This is a genomic window from Mesorhizobium sp. WSM1343 (assembly GCF_055901535.1).
The window spans coordinates 1,437,226-1,454,400 of sequence record NZ_CM148370.1 but is presented as its reverse complement, the minus strand read 5'-3'; the positions used below and the strand labels follow the sequence as shown (position 1 = coordinate 1,454,400).

General features: G+C 63.1%; 20 protein-coding genes. 9 read left to right on the top strand and 11 right to left on the bottom strand.

All coding sequences use genetic code 11. The features are described from left to right. Positions 1-205: 205 nt before the first annotated feature. Complete coding sequence (locus tag AC0NIL_RS07020; RefSeq protein ID WP_013529236.1) at positions 206-346, bottom strand: DUF1127 domain-containing protein; 141 nt, start codon at positions 344-346, stop codon at positions 206-208. A 161-nt stretch (positions 347-507) separates the two neighbouring features. Beyond that, entirely contained in the window at positions 508-1,518 is a 1,011-nt protein-coding gene (locus AC0NIL_RS07015; RefSeq protein ID WP_032808842.1) for an NAD(P)H-quinone oxidoreductase, read from the bottom strand. 123 nt (positions 1,519-1,641) lie between these two features. Between AC0NIL_RS07015 and AC0NIL_RS07010 the strand changes: the two genes are divergently transcribed. The 3 genes from AC0NIL_RS07010 to AC0NIL_RS07000 all read left to right on the top strand — a co-directional run bounded on the left by AC0NIL_RS07010 (position 1,642) and on the right by AC0NIL_RS07000 (position 3,466). Beyond that, positions 1,642-1,833 carry a DUF1192 domain-containing protein gene (locus tag AC0NIL_RS07010; RefSeq protein ID WP_063173211.1) on the top strand — a complete coding sequence of 64 codons (192 nt, stop codon included), beginning with the start codon at positions 1,642-1,644 and terminating at the stop codon, positions 1,831-1,833. A gap of 89 nt (positions 1,834-1,922) precedes the next feature. After that, positions 1,923-3,170 (top strand): MFS transporter, encoded by a 1,248-nt coding sequence (locus AC0NIL_RS07005; protein ID WP_024502978.1) that lies wholly within the window; start codon positions 1,923-1,925, stop codon positions 3,168-3,170. Positions 3,171-3,202: 32 nt separating this feature from the next. Then, the gene (locus tag AC0NIL_RS07000) at positions 3,203-3,466 is read left to right on the top strand and encodes an ArsR/SmtB family transcription factor (protein ID WP_013529232.1); all 264 of its coding nucleotides are present in this window, start codon (positions 3,203-3,205) and stop codon (positions 3,464-3,466) included. Between the two features lie 5 nt (positions 3,467-3,471). Here the strand turns inward: AC0NIL_RS07000 and AC0NIL_RS06995 are convergent, their stop codons facing one another. Both AC0NIL_RS06995 and AC0NIL_RS06990 read right to left on the bottom strand, forming a co-directional pair. After that, positions 3,472-4,128 (bottom strand): glutathione S-transferase family protein, encoded by a 657-nt coding sequence (locus AC0NIL_RS06995; protein WP_127366584.1) that lies wholly within the window; start codon positions 4,126-4,128, stop codon positions 3,472-3,474. A gap of 95 nt (positions 4,129-4,223) precedes the next feature. Beyond that, on the bottom strand, positions 4,224-5,060 hold the full coding sequence (locus tag AC0NIL_RS06990) for an alpha/beta fold hydrolase (RefSeq protein ID WP_473572981.1): 837 nt from the start codon (positions 5,058-5,060) through the stop codon (positions 4,224-4,226). A 98-nt stretch (positions 5,061-5,158) separates the two neighbouring features. Between AC0NIL_RS06990 and AC0NIL_RS06985 the strand changes: the two genes are divergently transcribed. From AC0NIL_RS06985 to AC0NIL_RS06975, 3 genes are all read left to right on the top strand, one after another. After that, positions 5,159-5,680, top strand: coding sequence for a winged helix-turn-helix transcriptional regulator (locus AC0NIL_RS06985; RefSeq protein ID WP_127385308.1), 522 nt, complete (start codon positions 5,159-5,161; stop codon positions 5,678-5,680). A gap of 77 nt (positions 5,681-5,757) precedes the next feature. Next, positions 5,758-5,991, top strand: coding sequence for a hypothetical protein (locus AC0NIL_RS06980; protein ID WP_013529228.1), 234 nt, complete (start codon positions 5,758-5,760; stop codon positions 5,989-5,991). A 164-nt stretch (positions 5,992-6,155) separates the two neighbouring features. Beyond that, positions 6,156-6,587, top strand: a complete 432-nt coding sequence (locus tag AC0NIL_RS06975; RefSeq protein WP_473572980.1) for a GlcG/HbpS family heme-binding protein — start codon at positions 6,156-6,158, stop codon at positions 6,585-6,587. 264 nt (positions 6,588-6,851) lie between these two features. Here the strand turns inward: AC0NIL_RS06975 and AC0NIL_RS06970 are convergent, their stop codons facing one another. From AC0NIL_RS06970 to AC0NIL_RS06960, 3 genes are all read right to left on the bottom strand, one after another. Beyond that, a complete protein-coding gene (locus tag AC0NIL_RS06970; protein ID WP_013529226.1) occupies positions 6,852-7,253 on the bottom strand; it encodes a hypothetical protein in 402 nt (133 codons plus the stop codon). 233 nt (positions 7,254-7,486) lie between these two features. Continuing rightward, a complete protein-coding gene (gene rpmF, locus AC0NIL_RS06965; RefSeq protein WP_008834724.1) occupies positions 7,487-7,669 on the bottom strand; it encodes a 50S ribosomal protein L32 in 183 nt (60 codons plus the stop codon). 140 nt (positions 7,670-7,809) lie between these two features. After that, on the bottom strand, positions 7,810-8,571 hold the full coding sequence (locus AC0NIL_RS06960) for a transglycosylase domain-containing protein (protein WP_013529225.1): 762 nt from the start codon (positions 8,569-8,571) through the stop codon (positions 7,810-7,812). Positions 8,572-8,793: 222 nt separating this feature from the next. On the opposite strand from AC0NIL_RS06960, the gene AC0NIL_RS06955 reads away from it, so the two are divergent. The 3 genes from AC0NIL_RS06955 to AC0NIL_RS06945 all read left to right on the top strand — a co-directional run bounded on the left by AC0NIL_RS06955 (position 8,794) and on the right by AC0NIL_RS06945 (position 13,117). Further along, positions 8,794-9,711, top strand: coding sequence for a polyprenyl synthetase family protein (locus AC0NIL_RS06955; RefSeq protein WP_024502973.1), 918 nt, complete (start codon positions 8,794-8,796; stop codon positions 9,709-9,711). A 145-nt stretch (positions 9,712-9,856) separates the two neighbouring features. After that, on the top strand, positions 9,857-10,663 hold the full coding sequence (locus AC0NIL_RS06950; RefSeq protein ID WP_024502972.1) for a class I SAM-dependent methyltransferase: 807 nt from the start codon (positions 9,857-9,859) through the stop codon (positions 10,661-10,663). A gap of 114 nt (positions 10,664-10,777) precedes the next feature. Beyond that, positions 10,778-13,117 carry a response regulator gene (locus tag AC0NIL_RS06945; RefSeq protein WP_275954361.1) on the top strand — a complete coding sequence of 780 codons (2,340 nt, stop codon included), beginning with the start codon at positions 10,778-10,780 and terminating at the stop codon, positions 13,115-13,117. Positions 13,118-13,143: 26 nt separating this feature from the next. Here AC0NIL_RS06945 and AC0NIL_RS06940 read toward each other — a convergent pair whose 3' ends face one another. The 4 genes from AC0NIL_RS06940 to ispG all read right to left on the bottom strand — a co-directional run bounded on the left by AC0NIL_RS06940 (position 13,144) and on the right by ispG (position 16,947). Next, complete coding sequence (locus AC0NIL_RS06940; protein ID WP_063173214.1) at positions 13,144-13,884, bottom strand: class I SAM-dependent methyltransferase; 741 nt, start codon at positions 13,882-13,884, stop codon at positions 13,144-13,146. A 46-nt stretch (positions 13,885-13,930) separates the two neighbouring features. Further along, positions 13,931-14,746 carry a Stf0 family sulfotransferase gene (locus tag AC0NIL_RS06935; protein WP_127368893.1) on the bottom strand — a complete coding sequence of 272 codons (816 nt, stop codon included), beginning with the start codon at positions 14,744-14,746 and terminating at the stop codon, positions 13,931-13,933. An 87-nt stretch (positions 14,747-14,833) separates the two neighbouring features. Beyond that, on the bottom strand, positions 14,834-15,688 hold the full coding sequence (locus AC0NIL_RS06930; RefSeq protein WP_013529219.1) for a lytic transglycosylase domain-containing protein: 855 nt from the start codon (positions 15,686-15,688) through the stop codon (positions 14,834-14,836). Between the two features lie 5 nt (positions 15,689-15,693). After that, positions 15,694-16,947, bottom strand: coding sequence for a flavodoxin-dependent (E)-4-hydroxy-3-methylbut-2-enyl-diphosphate synthase (gene ispG / locus AC0NIL_RS06925; RefSeq protein ID WP_024502967.1), 1,254 nt, complete (start codon positions 16,945-16,947; stop codon positions 15,694-15,696). Positions 16,948-17,175 lie beyond the last annotated feature (228 nt).

Sequence of the window (17,175 nt, the reverse complement as noted above, 5' to 3'; positions counted from 1 at the left end):
CCTTGTGAAAGCGCCGAGCCAAAATGCCATGTGGAAAGCTGAGGTGAACCCCTGATTGCCGCCGAACCATATTCGGTTGTTGCCGGCCCCAAAACGACAAAACCCGCCGGACTGGGTCCAGCGGGCTCGGAACCGCGACAAAGTTCGTCTGGTGCGGCTCTGGCTTCCACGGCTTGGGTCCGCCGGAGCGGACCAGGACGTGGCTTTAGATAGCCCTGCGGGCGATCTTTTCGATGTCGGCGCGGTTGATGCCGAGATCGCTGAGCTGACGTGCGTTGAGACGGTTCAGTTCGCGGACGGTCTCGGTGTACATACGCCAGTTACGGAAAGCGCGGATCGGGTTCATGGTAGTCCCTCCAGAATGATGTTCGTTTCGATGGTGCTCAAATAGGCGTCATTGATGAGGACTTGAATGGCTGATTTTGCATAGCAATGATGCAAATGCTGCATTGCAGCATTAAGCTTCTGTTCATCTTGTGGGCAGCGAGGCGCTGACCTCGCGCGCTGTCAGCCTATGTCGAGCACGATCTTGCCGATATGCTCACCCTCTTCCATGCGCTCATGAGCCCGCCAGGCTTCGCTGAGCGGGAAGATCATGTCCATCACAGGGGCAACCTTGCGCGTGCCGAGCAGGGGCCACACCTGCGCTTCCAGCGCCGCCGCGATCGCCGCCTTGAACTCGACGGTTCGCGGCCTCAGCGTCGAACCTGTGTGGGTAAGCCGCTTGACCATGATCTTCGAAAAGTCCGCGCTTGCGACAGCGCCGGCCTGAACGGCGATCTGGACGATGCGGCCTTCGACCGCCGCGGCTTCGTAGTTGCGCGCCACATAGTCGCCGCCGACCATGTCGAGGATGACATTGGCGCCTTTGCCACCCGTTGCCTCCTTCACCGCGGCGACGAAATCCGCCTCGCGATAATTGATCGCCCGGTCGGCGCCGAGCTTCAGGCAGGCGTCGCATTTCTCCTTGCTGCCGGCAGTGGTGATGACATAGGCGCCGAAGGCGGAGGCAAGCTGGATTGCTGTCGTGCCGATGCCGGACGAGCCGCCATGGACGAGCAGCGTCTCGCCTTTCTTGAGGCCGCCACGCTCGAACACATTGTGCCAGACGGTGAAGTAATTCTCCGGCACCGCCGCGGCTTCGGTGTGGGTGAAGCCGGCGGGCAACGGCAGCACGCTCCCTGCATGGACCTTGACATATTCGGCATAGCCGCCGCCGGGCGTCAGCGCACAGACGCGGTCGCCAATGCGCCAGCGCGATATGTCGTCGCCAAGGGCCGCCACTTCACCCGATGCCTCGAGGCCCGGCAGGTCGGATGCGCCGGGCGGTGGCGGATAGGCGCCTTTGCGCTGCTGGACGTCGGGCCGGTTGACGCCGGCGGCATGCACCTTGATCAGGATCTCGCCGGGGCCGGGCTGCGGCACGTCGCGTGTTTCCGGCTTCAGCACCCGAGGGCCACCTGGCTCCGAGATCGCGATGGCCGTCATCCTTGCCGGAATTTTCTGTCCGCTCGCCATGAGATTTCCCGTCTTTCCTCGCCGTTATCCGACCGGCTGTTTGCATCGACGCCCCTGCCCTATGTATGCTGATTGCCAAATCAGGCAAATGGCCAATCTGGTCTTGGCGGAGGAGGAGCGACGATGGCGATCTTCGACGACGAACCCAAGAAGGCCCGCCCGCACGAGATCGGGCAGGACCTGTCATTGCTTTCCGTCAGCGACTTGACTGAGCGGATCGGCATCCTGCGCGACGAAATCGCCCGCCTGGAAGCCGAACTCAAGGCCAAGGACACCACCAAATCCGCGGCCGAAGCACTGTTCCGCCGCGGATAGGCGCTCGGGCGTAAAGCCCGCCGCCGAAAAGCCCGAATGCGACTGTCTTCAGACCCAGCGTCCCCGCCAAACCTGAGCCGGATCAACCAATGTTCGCAACCTACCGACCGATCCTCTCGCTGCTTCGCGGCACCGCTTTCCTGCTCGCGGCATCTGGTTTGCATGGGCTGCTTCTGCCCCTGCGCGGTCAGCTGGAAGGCTTCTCGACCGCATCGCTCGGCCTGATGGGCACGGCCTGGGCCGGCGGCTTCGTCACCGGCTGCTTCTTCGCACCGCGCATCGTGCGCCGCGCCGGCCACGTGCGCGCCTTTGGCGCCTTTGCCGCATCCGGCGCCATCGTGGCGCTGCTCACCGGGCTGATTATCGACGAGTATGTCTGGATCCTGCTGCGCGCCTTCACCGGCTTCACCATGGCCGGCGCCTTCATGGTCATCGAAAGCTGGTTGAACGAGAAGGCCACCAACGAGAACCGTGGCACCGTCTTCGGCCTCTACATGATGGTGACTTATGCCTCGATCATGGGCGGGCAGATGATCGTCGCCGGCGGCGACGTGAAGTCCGCGTCGCTGTTCATGATCACCGGCATCCTGTTTTGCCTGTCGCTCATTCCGACGGCGGTCTCGACCGCCTCCCACCCCAAGCCGCTGCAGGATGTCTCACTTGATGTCAGGGGCCTTTATGCCAATTCGCCGGTGTCGGCGGTCGCTTGCGTGTTGATCGGCATCGCCAACGGCGCCTGGGGCACGCTTGGCGCGGTCTATGGTGCACGCATCGGCATTTCCACGGCCGAGATCGCCCTGATGATGAGTCTTGTGGTCGTTGCCGGTGCCGCCATGCAGCTTCCGGCCGGGCGCCTGTCCGACAAGACCGACCGGCGCTTCGTGCTGGCGGGGGCGGCTTTCGGCGGGGCCTTCTTCGCGCTCATGATCTTCCTGTTCGAGCCACGCTCCGGCGTCTTCGTCATCGTCTTCACCGCCGCTTATGGCGCCTTCGCCTATACGCTCTATTCCATCGCCGTGGCGCATGCCAACGACCACGCGCGCTCGGAGGATTTCGTCAAGGTATCTGGCGGGCTGTTGCTGCTCTATGGCTTCGGCACGATGATCGGACCTTTGCTTGCGGCTGCCCTGATGGGCTGGATGCGCCCGGAAGGTCTGTTCCTGGCGACCGCCTTCGCGCATCTCTGCCTGGCGGGCTACACGCTGCTGCGCATCAGCCGCCGCGCGCCGGTGCCGATCGGGGATCGTGACGCCTTCAAGACGCAGCCGGCCGACCGTTCGGTCACCCCGGAAGCATTGCGGCTTGATCCCAGAAGAAAAGCAGAAGCAGACGGTTGAGATTCGAAAGGCTTTGCCTCACTAATACAGGCATGATGTTTTCCGACGCCTTCATGGCGATTGCCGATCCCAACCGGCGCCATCTTCTGGAAGAACTTCGCCGCGGCCCGAAAACCGTCACCGAACTGGCCGCCGGCTTGCCGGTCTCGCGCCCAGCCGTGTCGCAACATCTGAAAGTGCTGCTCGATGCCGGCCTGGTCCACGCCAAGCCGGAAGGAACAAGGCGCGTCTATACGGTGAGCGGCACTGGCTTCCTCAAACTCAACATCTGGCTCGATCAGTTCTGGGAAGCCTGACCCGATCAACCGTTGTTGTAGGGGAAGAACTTGAAGTAGGGCTGCGCCTCCCCGATCACCCGAGCGAAGGCGGGGCGCTGCAGCAGGCGGTCGTGATAGCGCTTCACAGCCGGGTACCTGTCGCCCAACGGCTCGACCTTGTTGGCATAGAACAGCGCGGGGGAGGCTGCGCAATCGGCCATGGTGAAGCTGTCGCCCATCGCCCAGATCTTCGACTGCATGTCGTGTTCGATGATGGCGTAGGAATTGCGCAACCGGTCGCGAGCCTGCTCGACGCCGAACGGGTCGGTCTTGTCGCCGGGACGCAACCGGTCGCCGACAATCTTCTGCATCGGCTCCTGCACATAGAAATCATAGAAACGGTCAGCTTGGCGGACGGCCAACGCCATGTCGATCTCGGCGGGAACGAGGTCGACCGGCCCCGGATAGTGCGCGGCCAGATATTCGACGAGGATGCTCGATTCCAGCACCGTACGGCCACGCGCATCGTCGCGCAGCGCCGGCATCTTGCCGGCCGGCGAGATCTTCAGGAAGGCCGCGCGCGATTCAGCATCGCCAAGGTCGACGATGACAGGCGTGAACGGCGTGGCGTTCTCGTACAGCGCGATCAACGGCTTCCAGCAGAAGGAGGCCAGCGGATGGAAATGAAGTGTCAGGGACATTTTTTTGCTCGTCTGTTTCCTGGATTGTCGGTGGCCGCTACCATGCGGCACGCCTGTTGCGGTTAGCCTTGTCCGTCAAACCAGCCTATGCTGCTTCAACCGGCTTGGACATGCGCGATGATCGCTGCGGACATCTCGGCCCAGTCGTCCGGATGCAGCTCGTGGCCGCCACCTTCGATGCGAATGAGTCTTGCGCCGGTGACCGTCTCGGCCAGCGCCTCGCCGTGTTCGACCGGAAAGATCGGATCCGCCGTGCCGTGAATGACCAGCAGCGGCGCCGCGATCTCGTGCAGGCGGCCCTTCCAGGCGGCGCCGCCCTTGAGCATGAAATGGTTGGTCGCGCTCAGGAAGCCGCCGGAGCGGTCGTAATCCTGCTCGACAAAGGCCCGTATCCCCGCCGCATCGAATGAATGCGTGGTGCTGGCGATCGCCCGCGCATCCCTGACGATGAAATCGACCATTTGACCACGGTCCGACCAATCGACTTTGGCGCCCTCGGCCGAGTGTTCCATGTAGGCTTCGGTCGTCCCGGGAAGGCCGGATGTGTCGATTCCCACCGGCGAACTGCTGATCACAGTCAGAGATACGACACGCGAGGGATGTTTCAACGCCACAAGCTGCGCGATCATGCCGCCCATCGACATCCCGACGACATGCGCCTTGCCGATGCCGTGGTCGTCCAGAACATGCATTGCATCGTCGGCCATATCATCGAACGTGTAGGGCGGCTCTCCCGGTTTGGATTTCGTCGAACGGCCGGTATCGCGATTGTCGTAGCGGATCACGAACAGGCCGGCACCGGCCAGTTTCCGGCAGAACGCCTCCGGCCACCACAGCATCGAGGCCATCGCTCCCATGATCAGCAACAGCGGCGGGTTCGCCGGATCGCCAAAGACTTCGGATATAATCTCAGGGCGTTCGGTGGTCCTCATCACGCAGTCTCCTCTCTGCAAAACTGATTGCATTTTGCAATCGGTTGCACGATAATAAAACTGATACGATAATGCAACCGGTTTTGGAGAAAAATCTCATGAGCATGGATCGCCGGTCCGGGTGCCCGATCAATCTGTCGCTGGAAGTCTTCGGCGACCGCTGGAGCCTGATCATCCTTCGCGACATGATCTTCGGCGGCAGGCGCCATTTTCGCGAGCTGCTCAACGGATCGATGGAAGGCATCGCCTCAAACATCCTCGCCGACCGGCTGAAGCGCCTGATGGAGCTGGGCATGCTGACCAAGGCCAACGATCCCTCGCACAAGCAGAAGGCGATTTACAGCCTGACCGAGATGGCGATCACGCTGGTTCCGATCCTGGCCCATCTCGGCGCCTGGGGCCGCGTCTGGCTGCCGGTCAGCGACGAATTGTCGATCCGCGCCGAACTGCTGGAAAAGGGCGGACAGCCTATGTGGGACAAATTCATGGACGAGTTGCGGCACGAGCATCTCGGCATGCCGCTCGATACAATGTCTGGCCTTTCTGTCCGCGCGACCTTGCAGGCCGCCTACGAGGCGGTGGTTGCCAGCAAGGCCCTCGCCGCCAGCCCGGCCGCGTAACCAACTTATTTTCCCGTTTTGGGGCCGGCTCTGCTAGAAGAAGCGGAAAATCACAATTCACGGGATTGGATAAGGTCTTGGTTGAGAACTCTCGGGATGCTGCGCGCGCACGCGCCGACCTGCGCTTCAAGAAGCAGGAAGAGGCGGCAACCGTCCGCCAGAAGGCGATGGCCGAATACGCCGCCGAGAGCGATGCCCGCCAGGCCAAGACCAACAAGCTGCGGGCACTGCGTCTCGCCAAGGAAGCGGAAGACCTCGCCAACGCGCCGGCGGAACCCGCCAAGAAACCGGCCCGCGCCAAGAAGAAGTAGCCCAGCCACGTCTGGAGCCATACAAGCGGCAACGCTTATCCGGATGAGCGGGCGAAGGCTGCTTTCCATCCTGCCTTTTCACGCGAAGCAATTTCAACCGGAACGGGGATGTTATCTCGCCCGCCGACGATCGATGATCGACGCGTTTCAAACAGGAGACCGCCATGACCGCACTGCCGCTCGAAAAAGCCAGGCAAATCATCGAAACCGCCTTTGCCAAGGGCTCCGATCTCAAGCTCAAGCCGCTCGGCGTCTCGGTGCTCAACGCCGGCGGGCATCTGGTCGCCTTCCAGCGCCAGGACGGCGCCTCGTTTCTGCGTCCGCAAATGTCGGCCGGCAAGGCCTATGGTGCGCTCGCCATCGGCATGGGCTCGCGCAAAGTCGAGGCCTTCGCCAAGGAGCGCCCGCATCTCGTCGCCGGCATCTCGGACGTCTCGGGCGGGCGCGTGCTGCCGGTCGTCGGCGGCGTGCTGATCCGCGACAAGGCCGGTGCCATCATCGGCGCCGTCGGCATTTCAGGCGACACGTCGGACAATGACGAAGCCGCGGCAATCGCCGGCATCGAGGCCGCCGGTTTCACCGCCGATCCGGGGTGAGGTCGGGAACTTCGTCATCCACGGGCGGAGCAGGAGCGAGGCTCCGTCGCGCAGACCCGAGGATCCATTCCGTAACATCAGCCGTAGAGTGCAGCGGAGCAGAATTCTGGACCGCTGAAACGCTCACGTGTCGCGGCTTGGACCCTGGGGTCTGCGCCGCGTCGCTACGCTCCTTGCTACGCCCTGGGATGACGACGTTAGGGGCGTTTGCGCCAACTGTCAGCGCAAGTGCCCGTGAAACTTCCGCCTTCCGCGCCGGGGGACCTAATTCAAATTGATGTCCCGGCTGGCCGACCGCATCGACACCGCGAATCCGGCCAGCACGTCGAACAGCGCGATGACCATCAGCGTGAAGAAGACGGAATGGGCCGCACCCTTCACCAGCAGGAATTCGACCAGGAAGGCCACGAAGACCAGCGTCGACAGAAGATGGTCCATGATCGAGGCGTTGGTGGTGCGCACCGACTTCGCCATTTCGAGGAACAGGAAGATCAGCCCGATCAGCACCATCAGATCGCCAAGCGTCATCGAGAACACGCCACCCGACATCATGCTGAATGAGAAGACCTCGCTTGCCCACGGATCGTCACCGCTGCCGAATATTCCCAGCAGTCCGAGATTGTAGAGCACGAAAGGCACGATCAGCAGCGGAATGGCACCGAACATCTGGCGTCTCCATGTGGGGGCAATCCTTTGTAGAATGCGCCACAGGCACGCCGTCAAGATGTTTCGATGGCAGCGTTGAACACGGTCGAAGACCGCACGCAACAACAATGTCAGCCGGTTGCCTGCAACGATTGCCGCCCACGCGTCGAGATGCGCGCTACCCCGCCCCCCAAACGCAAAAGGACCGGCCACTGGCCGGTCCTTTTGGAATTCAAACCTTTGGAAGGCTGGTCTCAGCTTTCCTTGGGCGTCAACACCTGGCGACCGCGATACATGCCGGTCTTCAGGTCGATATGGTGCGGACGGCGCATTTCGCCGGAATTCTTGTCCTCGACATAGGTCGGGGCCTTGAGGGCGTCGGCCGAGCGGCGCATGCCGCGCTTGGACGGAGATGTTTTACGTTTCGGAACGGCCATGGATATGCTCCACTACATGGTCAAAAGCCCCGCCCGCCCTCGTGAAAGGGCCATGTCGGGGCCTAAATCTGAGAAAGTCGGGTGCCTATACACGCCCTGTGCCGTTTTGGCCAGCGCTGGCGCGAATTTTTTTGGATCGGCTAGCGGAGACAACCGACATAGGCGCCCGAGCGGCCGGCTCGCCGCTCGATCAGATTGGCAAGCCGCCTCAGGCCAGGCCCGGGCTTGGCCGGATTGCGGGCGATCGGATTTGGCAAAGAGACCGCAAGCAGGGCGGCCTGCCGTCGCGACAGCTGTTTTGCCGAGACGCCGAAATGGTGCTGTGCCGCGGCCTCGATGCCGTAGATGCCCGGCCCCCACTCGGCGATGTTGAGATAGATTTCCATGATGCGCCGTTTCGACATCACCGCATCGAAATAGACGGCCAGCGGCAATTCGACCACCTTGCGCACCGAGCCCAGCGGCCGCGACCAGAGATACAGGTTCTTGACCGTCTGCATGGTGATGGTCGAGGCGCCGCGCGTCGCTTCGCCGGCCAGCGCATCGTCGACGACGCCTCTCAGCTCGCCGAGATCGACGCCACGATGAAAGCAGAACTGCCCGTCCTCCGACATGATGACGGAATTGGCCAGCACCGGCGACACGTCATCGATCGACACCCAGCGGCGGTCGTAACCGGAGAAGGTCGCCAGGTCCTTCAGCATCAGCGTCGAGACAGGATGCACGAAGAACGGCAGGTACAGAAACGTCAGCACGACCGGAATCAAAGCCAGCACCGCGGCCACGACGATGCCGCGCCGGACCCAGCGCTTGAGACCACGGCGGTTTACGCCCCGCGATCTCGTCGCCATGTCCAGCTTTTCGGTTTCATGATCGACGATCGGTTCCGCCAAGCCGCCCAACCCGTGCCAGAGAGCTCGTTTTGAAACGCGCTCCTGTGAGTCATGTGACGGTGTTTTCGAGAACCGGAGCGGAGCGTACATTAGAGTACGCAAGCACCGGAAGCGCAGAAAACGCCCTCAGATGACCGCAGGAGTAGAGTTTCCGAACGGGCTCATACTGCTCCGGCATAATGGCGCTTGCCTTCTTGCGCAACGTCTGAGTGTCGGCTACCGGTCCCGGCCATGACGAATGACGACCAAATGGCGTTCGAAATGGCGCTGATCAGGCGGGCAGCCGCCGTCGAGGTGCTGCTGCGGCGACTGCTCGACGACCGCGCGCTTTCGGGCGAGATCGCCCGGCCGGACCGGCTGATGGCGGCGATGCGCCATGGCGTGCTGAACGGCGGCAAGCGCCTGCGGCCCTTCCTGGTCATGGAAAGTGCCGCCCTTTTTTCCGCCGACGGCGAGGCGGCACTGCGTGTCGCCGCCGCACTTGAATGCGTGCATTGCTATTCGCTGATCCACGACGATCTGCCCGCCATGGACGACGACGACCTGCGTCGCGGCCAGCCGACCGTGCACAAGGCCTTCGACGAGGCAACCGCGATCCTGGCCGGCGACGCCCTGCTGACGCTGGCCTTCGACATCATTGCCGGCGAGTCGACTGCGCTGCCGGCGGAGCGGCGGGCAGCCCTGGTGCTGGCGCTTGCCCGCGCCGCCGGAGCAGGCGGCATGGTCGGCGGCCAGAAGCTCGATCTCGAAGCCGAACAGACGCCGCCGGACGAGGCCGGCATCATCCGGCTGCAGGCGATGAAGACCGGCGCGCTGATCCGTTTCGCCTGCGAGGCAGGCGCCCTCATCGCCGGCGCCCCGGCCGATGACCGCGAGCGGCTGGCCGAATTCGGCTCGGCGATCGGTCTTGCCTTCCAGCTTGCCGACGACCTGCTCGATTTGACCGCCGACGCCAGCCAGATGGGCAAGGCGACCGGCAAGGACGCCGCCGCCGGCAAGGCGACGCTGGTGGCCTTGCATGGTGCGAATTGGGCACGTGGCCAGCTTCACGGCCTCGTCCAACAGGCGCATGCGCTGCTTGAGCCCTATGGTGACGATGCCCAGTTGCTGAAAGAAGCGGCGACATTCGTGGCGGCGCGTAACAGCTAAGGTTGGTGCCAGCCGGAACATCGAGCTGATTGCACGCACGTCCCGCCGGCCGGTTCTGAAATAGAACTTGAGCGGAAGCCTGCCGAGGCAGAGGATTGACATCCGCACGGCAAGCACGCGGTGCGGATAAGAGTTGGAGGATGCCATGTCGACCACCGACAAGCTGTTCAGCGGTTCCATTCCCGAGATCTACGACCGGGCGATGGTGCCGCTGATCTTCGAGCCATATGCGCGGGATCTGGCGGAGCGGGTGTCGAAGCTCGGGCCGCAATCGGTGCTCGAAGTGGCGGCGGGCACCGGTGTGGTGACACGTGCGCTCGCAGCAAAGCTGCCGGCGCAAGCGCGCATCGTGGTCACCGACCTCAACCAGCCCATGCTCGACCACGCACGCACGCGGATGGTGGACGATCCTCGCATCACCTGGCAGCAGGCCGATGCTCAGGCGCTGCCCTTCGAGGACGCACAGTTCGACGCCGTGGCCTGCCAGTTTGGCGCGATGTTCTTCCCCGATCGGGTGGGCGCCTACGGGCAAGTTCGGCGCGTGATGCGGCTGGGCGGACACTTCCTGTTCAACGTCTGGGGTGCCATCGAAGAGAACGAGTTTGCCGATGAGGTGACGCGGGCGCTCGGCCATTTTTTCCCGGCCGATCCGCCTCGCTTCATGGCAAGGACACCGCATGGCTATCACGATGCGGACGTCATCCGCGCCGACCTGCATGCCGCCGGCTTCCGTAACATTACCATAGAGCCGCTGGATGCCGTCAGCGCCGCTTCCTCGCCATATGAGGCGGCCACGGCCTATTGCCAGGGCACGCCCCTGCGGGCCGAGATCGAGGCGCGCGGTGGCTCGCTGGAGGAGGTGACGCGATACGTGGCGAATGCCCTTGGGAAACGGTTCGGGGAAGGCCCGGTGAGTGGCCGCATCCGCGCCCTCGTCGTGGACGCGGCCTAGGCGCGCTGTCCATCCGGCGGCTCGCACGGCTCGCCTGCCCGAACGAACGAAATTTTAATGTAAATGAAGCGTAATCCCGGCCATTAAAATGGTGCGTATGTGTTGGGGTTGCGCATGCCTGAATATTCGTCCTTCATCCGGTCGGTCCGGATCCGCTATATTTCAGGGTTGCTGATCTTCGCGCTGGCTTCCGCCGGCATCGTGATTGCGCTTGATCGCGTCAATTCCTTTCGCCGCGACATCGATGCGCTGAGCAGCAATCTCGTCATCTTCACCCGAGACCTGCGCAACGCGACCAGCTTTGCCGAGACGACCGGCACCGCCTGGCGGGCGGAGACACGCGAGGCCCTGACCACATCGGCGCGCGGCCATTCGGAGCGCCTGACCGGCGAGATCGAGACGCTGACCGCCCAGCTTGCGGCGATCAAGCCGCGGCTGTCGATCAAGACCGTCGACGAACTCCAATCCGCTTCAGTTAACGGCGATCTGTTCTGGTCGCCGCGCGACATGGTGCGCAATTTCAACCTGATGTCGGTGGCGCAGAAGGTCGACGAGTGGAGCTATCGCGAAATCCGCAACCAGAATGACCTGTTCGCCCAACCCATGCTGGTTCACGTCCGCACCGCCATGGATGATGAGCGCCATCTGGCCGATGCCTCCAGCGACAGGCTGTTGTTGTGGGCCAGCGGCATTCTGTTCGCGGCCCTTGCCATCGTCGCCTTCTGGATCTTCCGCCCGATGGAAGTGGCGATCCGCCGCGCCTTTGCCGAATCCGCCGAATCCCTGTTCAAGGCCGAGGCCGCCGACCGCGCCAAATCGGAATTCCTGGCCAATATGAGCCACGAGATCCGCACGCCGATGAACGGTGTGCTCGGTATGGCCGAACTGCTGGCCAAGACCGATCTGACCCCACGCCAAAAGACCTTCACCGACGTTATCGTGAAGTCCGGCAACGCGCTGCTCACCATCATCAATGACATCCTCGATTTCTCCAAGATCAATGCTGGCCAGCTCACCCTCGACCCTGCTCCCTTCCGCCTTTCCGAGGCGGTCGAGGACGTGGCGACGCTGGTCTCTGCTCGCGTCGCCGAAAAGAACCTCGAACTGATCGTGCGCGTCGATCCGCGCCTGCCGGCCCATGTCGTCGGCGACGCCGGCCGGTTCCGGCAGATCATCACCAACCTGCTCGGCAACGCAGTGAAGTTCACCGAGAAGGGTCACGTGCTGATCGATGTCGGCGGCGAGATCGTCAACGACGTGGTCCAGCTCAAGATCCGCGTCGAGGACACCGGCATCGGCATACCGGCCGAGAAACTGCAGAACGTGTTCGAAAAATTCGCGCAGGTCGACGGCTCGTCCACCCGCCGTCACGAGGGCACGGGGCTGGGCTTGGCCATCGCAGCACGCCTCGTCGACCTGATGGCAGGCAAGATCGGCGTCGAGAGCGAGATCGGCCGCGGCTCGGTGTTCTGGTTCGCGGTGCCGCTGCCCGCGCATCAGGCCGCGGCGCGCGACGAGATCGTGCCGGTCGACGTCACCGGCGCGCGCGTGCTGGTCATCGATGACAATCCGGTCAACCGCGAAATCCTGCTCGAGCAGCTCAGAAGCTGGAGCTTCGACTGTGCCGCCGCCGAAAGCGGCGCCGTCGGCCTGGCCTTCCTCGACCGCGCCTTTCAGTTGGGCGCCGCCGTCGACTGCATCATCCTCGACTACCAGATGCCCGGCATGAACGGCGCCGACGTTGCCAGGGCCATTGCTTCCGACAGCCGGCTGTCCTCCATCCCGGTGGTGTTGCTGACCTCGGTCGACCAGGTCGATTTCGGCAAGATGATCATCGACTTCGGCATTGCCGCGCATTTGACGAAGCCGGCGCGCTCCGCGGTCCTGCTCGGCACCGTTATCTCGGTCGTGCAGAAGGCCCGTTCGCAGGTCGGCAAGGCGCAGTTTGTCCGCGAACCGATCGTCCAGGCTCCCCCGGCAGCGCCGCCCGCCTTTACCGTCATCCGCGGCCCGGCGCTGCCAGTCGCGGCAGCACCGGAATCGACAACCACGCCGAACGGACCGATCGACATCCTGATTGCCGAGGACAACGACGTGAACCAGCTGGTCTTCGGCCAGATCCTCAATGGCTTGGGCTTGAGCTACCGCATCGCCGGCAACGGCCGCACGGCGGTCGAGATGTACCGGGCGCTGCGCCCCAAGCTGATCCTGATGGACGTCTCGATGCCGGAGATGAATGGCTACGAAGCGACCCGCGCGATCCGGGCCATGGAGACCTCGACGGGCACCCACATTCCGATCATCGGCGTCACCGCGCATGCGCTGAAGGGCGATCGCGACAAGTGCATCGAAGCCGGCATGGACGACTATCTGCCGAAGCCCGTTTCGCCCGACCGACTGGGCACCAAGATCGGCACCTGGCTCAGCGAGACCGTGGTGGCCAAGACGGCGTAAAAGCCGGCCCTATTGGTCAGGCCGGATCAGCGCAACCGGCCGATCGGGATGATTTCCGGCGAGGTCACACCATAAGGTGTGCCCTGCCAGTCACCCAGCCACTGCTCGACCAACAGGCCAGTCTCGTCCAGCATCCCCGCAAGATCTTCCTTCTTGGGGAACGCGATCTTGGATTCGGCGCCCAGAACAGGTCTACCGCCCGGAATGTCATAGAAGGTCGAGTAGGTGACGATGCCGGTAGCGGCATCGTGTTCGGCATCATACCAGGCTTTGACCGTGCCGAGGCCGGGATGCGTAACTGCCCGTTCGGAGCGCTGCGGTGTCCATTCCAGCCATTCCTCCTCGGCGGGATTTCGTGTGTCGAAAATGAAGAGCCCGCCGGGAGCGAGATGCTCGGCGATGGTGCCCAGCACCGCCATCTGATCCTCGCCTGTCAGGAAAACCTGGAACGCATGCCCGGTGAGCAGGACCAGGTCGAAACGCCGCCCGAGCCGAACAGTTCGCGCGTCGGCCTCGACCCAGTCGACCCTGTCGCCGCCGGCCCTGCGCCGCGCCACGTCGAGCATCGCCGATGCCGGATCAACGCCAGTGACATTATGCCCCTCGGCAAGTTCGGCAGCCAGTTGGCCAGTGCCACAGCCGAGATCGAGGACCGAGCCGCGATTTACGGCAAGACCGATACAGTAATCAAAATCGGCACGGCCGCTTTGATTCTCGATATCATAGAACTGGACGAAGTCGGGATCGCTGTAGATAGGGTCGGTCATAGTCGCTGCCCATACTCCAAATTTCCAGCTGCAGCCCATCAATGCATCAGGCGGCTGCGTCGAGGCGATAGCGGCGCATCCAGTCGAGGCTCGTGTCGTCGGAGAGCTTTGCAACGCCGGGCCTCACGTCATCGGCATTCGGCGCTTGAACGCCCAAGACTTCGCAGATGCCTAGCAATGTCGCCGCCGGATTGCTCGAAAGGCGCTCGTAGCCAACCCGAAGCGGAGTTATGCCTTGCTCAGCGAACCAGATGTTCCATGCCGCATCATAGGTCTCGAGTACCTCGACCTCACGCCTGATCCGCTCGAAATCATATTGGGGCTCTTTCGGCGGTGCGACCCTTTCGATCTCGGTGCCGTCGGGAGCGATATGCCAAAGACCGGTCTGCTCTGCCTTGATCAGGGAGACAGCCTGCGCAAGCTTGTCTTCCCGCGAGAGGTGTATGTAGAGAACATTGCCGAATGCTCTTTCGAACCGTGCTCTGTCGGATGGCAGTTTTGGGAAAATCCGGTCGAGGATCGCCGAAAGCTCATCCAGATTTTCGCGCATCAAGCGGAGGCCGAAGAGGCCGGTCCCACCCTTGCCGGCGGCGATCGCGGCATCGAGATACGCGGCATCGAATTCGAGCTCGCTCATCGCGGCGCGATCGGGCAACTTCCACTCTTCGGCCCACTCCACCACGTCCTGGCGCCGATAGAATGAGTGCGGATCACCGGCCGTCTTCGTGGACGCCAGAAGCTTGCACAGCAAAGTGCTCCCCGTCCTCGGCGTACCGCAGATAATGTATCCATCGAACATGTTGTGCCCACGCGGCTTGTCAAAGGCAGGGGCTGTCGCTCCTGGTAACATGGCCGCCGCCATAGCTGAAATCCTTGCTGGATGCGACGCCACGGCTGTCGCTTTTTAAATGCCTCTCTCAGACAAAATACCCTGCCGGCAGGGGTCAAATTACCGGTTGCGCACCACCACGCATGCCCCACCGATGCTTTGCAATTTCTGGCAGATGACGTTTGCATCGGCGCGGTGGTCGACACCGATCCTGACCGCATAGATACCCCGCCGGCCGATCGGCGTGCGCACCCGGCTGACCACTGGATCGTGCCCATTGAGCAGGGCCGGGAACCGGCTCCTTACCCTGAGCCACTGGTTGATCGCGGCACTGCGGCGGAAATTGCCGGCCACCTGGATGCCCCACGGCTTTACGTTGATCGAGGCCATCGCCACGGTCCGCGACATGATCACCGGCAGTTTTCGGCAAGCGACGGCAAAATCCGCCTTAGCGTCGAGCGGTTCGACCCTTCCGGCATAGGCTCGGTCGGTGAACTTGTCGGCTGGTTCGCCCATGATGTCGAAGACATAGCTTTCGGTTTCCATCGGCAGGAAACCGCCGGAACTGAGCCAGCGCGACACCCGGCTCTCGCCGGCATTGTAGGCGGCGGCCGCCAGGCCGAGATTGCCGTAGCCGGTTTTCATTTCGGCGAGATATTTCGCCGAAGCCGGGATCGCCTGATTGATGTCGAAGGAATTGGCAAGCCCGCGCATCTTGGCGGTTCCCGGCATGAACTGGGCAATGCCTTCGGCGCCGACGGGACTGACGGCGTTGGGATCGAAACGGCTCTCCTTCCAGATCAGCCGGGCGAAGAAATCCCTGGGCAAACCATTCTGGTCGGCATGCGCCTGGATCAGGTTGCAGACCTTGTCGATAAGCCGTTGCTTGGCGGATTGCGGCGGATCGGCCTGAGCCAGTGTCGACCAGACTAGCCCACACAGCAGGACCAGCGTCGCCCACAGGAAACGCTGCATTTGACCTACTCTGCCGCGGCCTTGCCGCCGCGACCGAACCGCTGTTCGATATAGTCGGCGACCATTTTCTCGAAATCCGCCGCGATCGACGGTCCGCGCAGCGTCGCCGCCTTCTTGCCGTCGACGAAGACAGGCGCCGTCGGCGTCTCGCCGGTGCCGGGCAGCGAAATGCCGATATCGGCATGCTTGGACTCGCCCGGGCCGTTGACGATGCAACCCATCACCGCGACCTTGAGGTTCTCGACGCCGGGATATTTGTCGCGCCACACCGGCATGTTCTTCCTGAGATCTGCCTGGATGTTCTGAGCGAGCTCCTGGAACACGGTCGAGGTCGTGCGGCCGCAGCCGGGACACGCGGCGACGATCGGCACGAACTGCCTGAACCCCATCGTCTGCAGCAATTCCTGCGAAACCTGCACCTCGCGCGTGCGGTCGCCATTCGGCTCCGGCGTCAGCGAGATGCGGATGGTGTCGCCGATGCCTTGCTGCAGCAGGATGCCCATGGCGGCCGACGAAGCGACGATGCCTTTCGAGCCCATGCCGGCTTCGGTCAGGCCGAGATGCAGCGCATGGTTGGAGCGGGTGGCGAGCTCGGCATAGACGGCAATCAGGTCCTGCACGCCGCTGACCTTGGCCGACAGGATGATTTTCTCGCGGCCAAGGCCGATCTCTTCCGCCATCTCGGCCGAGAGAATGGCCGACTGCACGATCGCCTCGCGCATCACCTCTTGCGCCGTCAGCGGAAAACCCTTGTCCTGGTTGTCGTCCATCAGCCGGGTCAAAAGCTCCTGGTCGAGCGAGCCCCAGTTGACACCGATGCGCACCGGCTTGTCATGCCTGATCGCCATCTCGACGATGTCGGCGAACTGCCGGTCCTTCTTGTCCTTGAAGCCGACATTGCCGGGGTTGATCCGATATTTGGCCAGCGCCTCGGCGCAGGCCGGGTGATCGGCCAAGAGCTTGTGGCCGATATAGTGGAAGTCGCCGACCAGCGGCACGTTGATGCCAAGCCGCTGAAGCCGCTCATGAATGCGCGGTACGGCGGCGGCACTCTCGTCGCGATCGACGGTGATGCGCACGATCTCGGAGCCGGCCCGGTGCAGTGCTGCGACCTGCGCGACGGTCTGGTCGATATCGGCCGTGTCGGTGTTGGTCATCGATTGGACGACAACGGGCGCGCCGCCGCCGACGACCACGCCGCCCACATCGACGCCGACCGAGGTGCGGCGGGGGAAAGGAGAGGAAAAATATCCGGTCATGCCGGCAGCCTTTTGTCTCTGGAGCATCTTGTGTCCTGCATGGGCGCACAACGACGCCCCGGGCCGATGCGCTGAGGTCCGGGCATGAGGTGGAGGAGCAAAGATGGCTTGTCAATGGCGACAGGTCGCCACTGGCCGGAATCGGCACGCCGCCAACGACCAAAAACAATCGAGGATCTGGCGAAACGGGCGACGGCCGAAGCGGATATTAAGCCGGTGCAAGTCCAG

What these genes read in the sequence shown, in the direction of transcription:
- AC0NIL_RS07020 (WP_013529236.1), bottom strand. Translation starts at nt 346, where the DNA reads ATGAACCCGATCCGCGCTTTCCGTAACTGGCGTATGTACACCGAGACC.
- AC0NIL_RS07015 (WP_032808842.1), bottom strand. Translation starts at nt 1,518, where the DNA reads ATGGCGAGCGGACAGAAAATTCCGGCAAGGATGACGGCCATCGCGATC.
- AC0NIL_RS07010 (WP_063173211.1), top strand. Translation starts at nt 1,642, where the DNA reads ATGGCGATCTTCGACGACGAACCCAAGAAGGCCCGCCCGCACGAGATC.
- AC0NIL_RS07005 (WP_024502978.1), top strand. Translation starts at nt 1,923, where the DNA reads ATGTTCGCAACCTACCGACCGATCCTCTCGCTGCTTCGCGGCACCGCT.
- AC0NIL_RS07000 (WP_013529232.1), top strand. Translation starts at nt 3,203, where the DNA reads ATGATGTTTTCCGACGCCTTCATGGCGATTGCCGATCCCAACCGGCGC.
- AC0NIL_RS06995 (WP_127366584.1), bottom strand. Translation starts at nt 4,128, where the DNA reads ATGTCCCTGACACTTCATTTCCATCCGCTGGCCTCCTTCTGCTGGAAG.
- AC0NIL_RS06990 (WP_473572981.1), bottom strand. Translation starts at nt 5,060, where the DNA reads ATGAGGACCACCGAACGCCCTGAGATTATATCCGAAGTCTTTGGCGAT.
- AC0NIL_RS06985 (WP_127385308.1), top strand. Translation starts at nt 5,159, where the DNA reads ATGAGCATGGATCGCCGGTCCGGGTGCCCGATCAATCTGTCGCTGGAA.
- AC0NIL_RS06975 (WP_473572980.1), top strand. Translation starts at nt 6,156, where the DNA reads ATGACCGCACTGCCGCTCGAAAAAGCCAGGCAAATCATCGAAACCGCC.
- AC0NIL_RS06970 (WP_013529226.1), bottom strand. Translation starts at nt 7,253, where the DNA reads ATGTTCGGTGCCATTCCGCTGCTGATCGTGCCTTTCGTGCTCTACAAT.
- rpmF (WP_008834724.1), bottom strand. Translation starts at nt 7,669, where the DNA reads ATGGCCGTTCCGAAACGTAAAACATCTCCGTCCAAGCGCGGCATGCGC.
- AC0NIL_RS06955 (WP_024502973.1), top strand. Translation starts at nt 8,794, where the DNA reads ATGACGAATGACGACCAAATGGCGTTCGAAATGGCGCTGATCAGGCGG.
- AC0NIL_RS06950 (WP_024502972.1), top strand. Translation starts at nt 9,857, where the DNA reads ATGTCGACCACCGACAAGCTGTTCAGCGGTTCCATTCCCGAGATCTAC.
- AC0NIL_RS06945 (WP_275954361.1), top strand. Translation starts at nt 10,778, where the DNA reads ATGCCTGAATATTCGTCCTTCATCCGGTCGGTCCGGATCCGCTATATT.
- AC0NIL_RS06940 (WP_063173214.1), bottom strand. Translation starts at nt 13,884, where the DNA reads ATGACCGACCCTATCTACAGCGATCCCGACTTCGTCCAGTTCTATGAT.
- AC0NIL_RS06935 (WP_127368893.1), bottom strand. Translation starts at nt 14,746, where the DNA reads ATGGCGGCGGCCATGTTACCAGGAGCGACAGCCCCTGCCTTTGACAAG.
- AC0NIL_RS06930 (WP_013529219.1), bottom strand. Translation starts at nt 15,688, where the DNA reads ATGCAGCGTTTCCTGTGGGCGACGCTGGTCCTGCTGTGTGGGCTAGTC.
- ispG (WP_024502967.1), bottom strand. Translation starts at nt 16,947, where the DNA reads ATGACCGGATATTTTTCCTCTCCTTTCCCCCGCCGCACCTCGGTCGGC.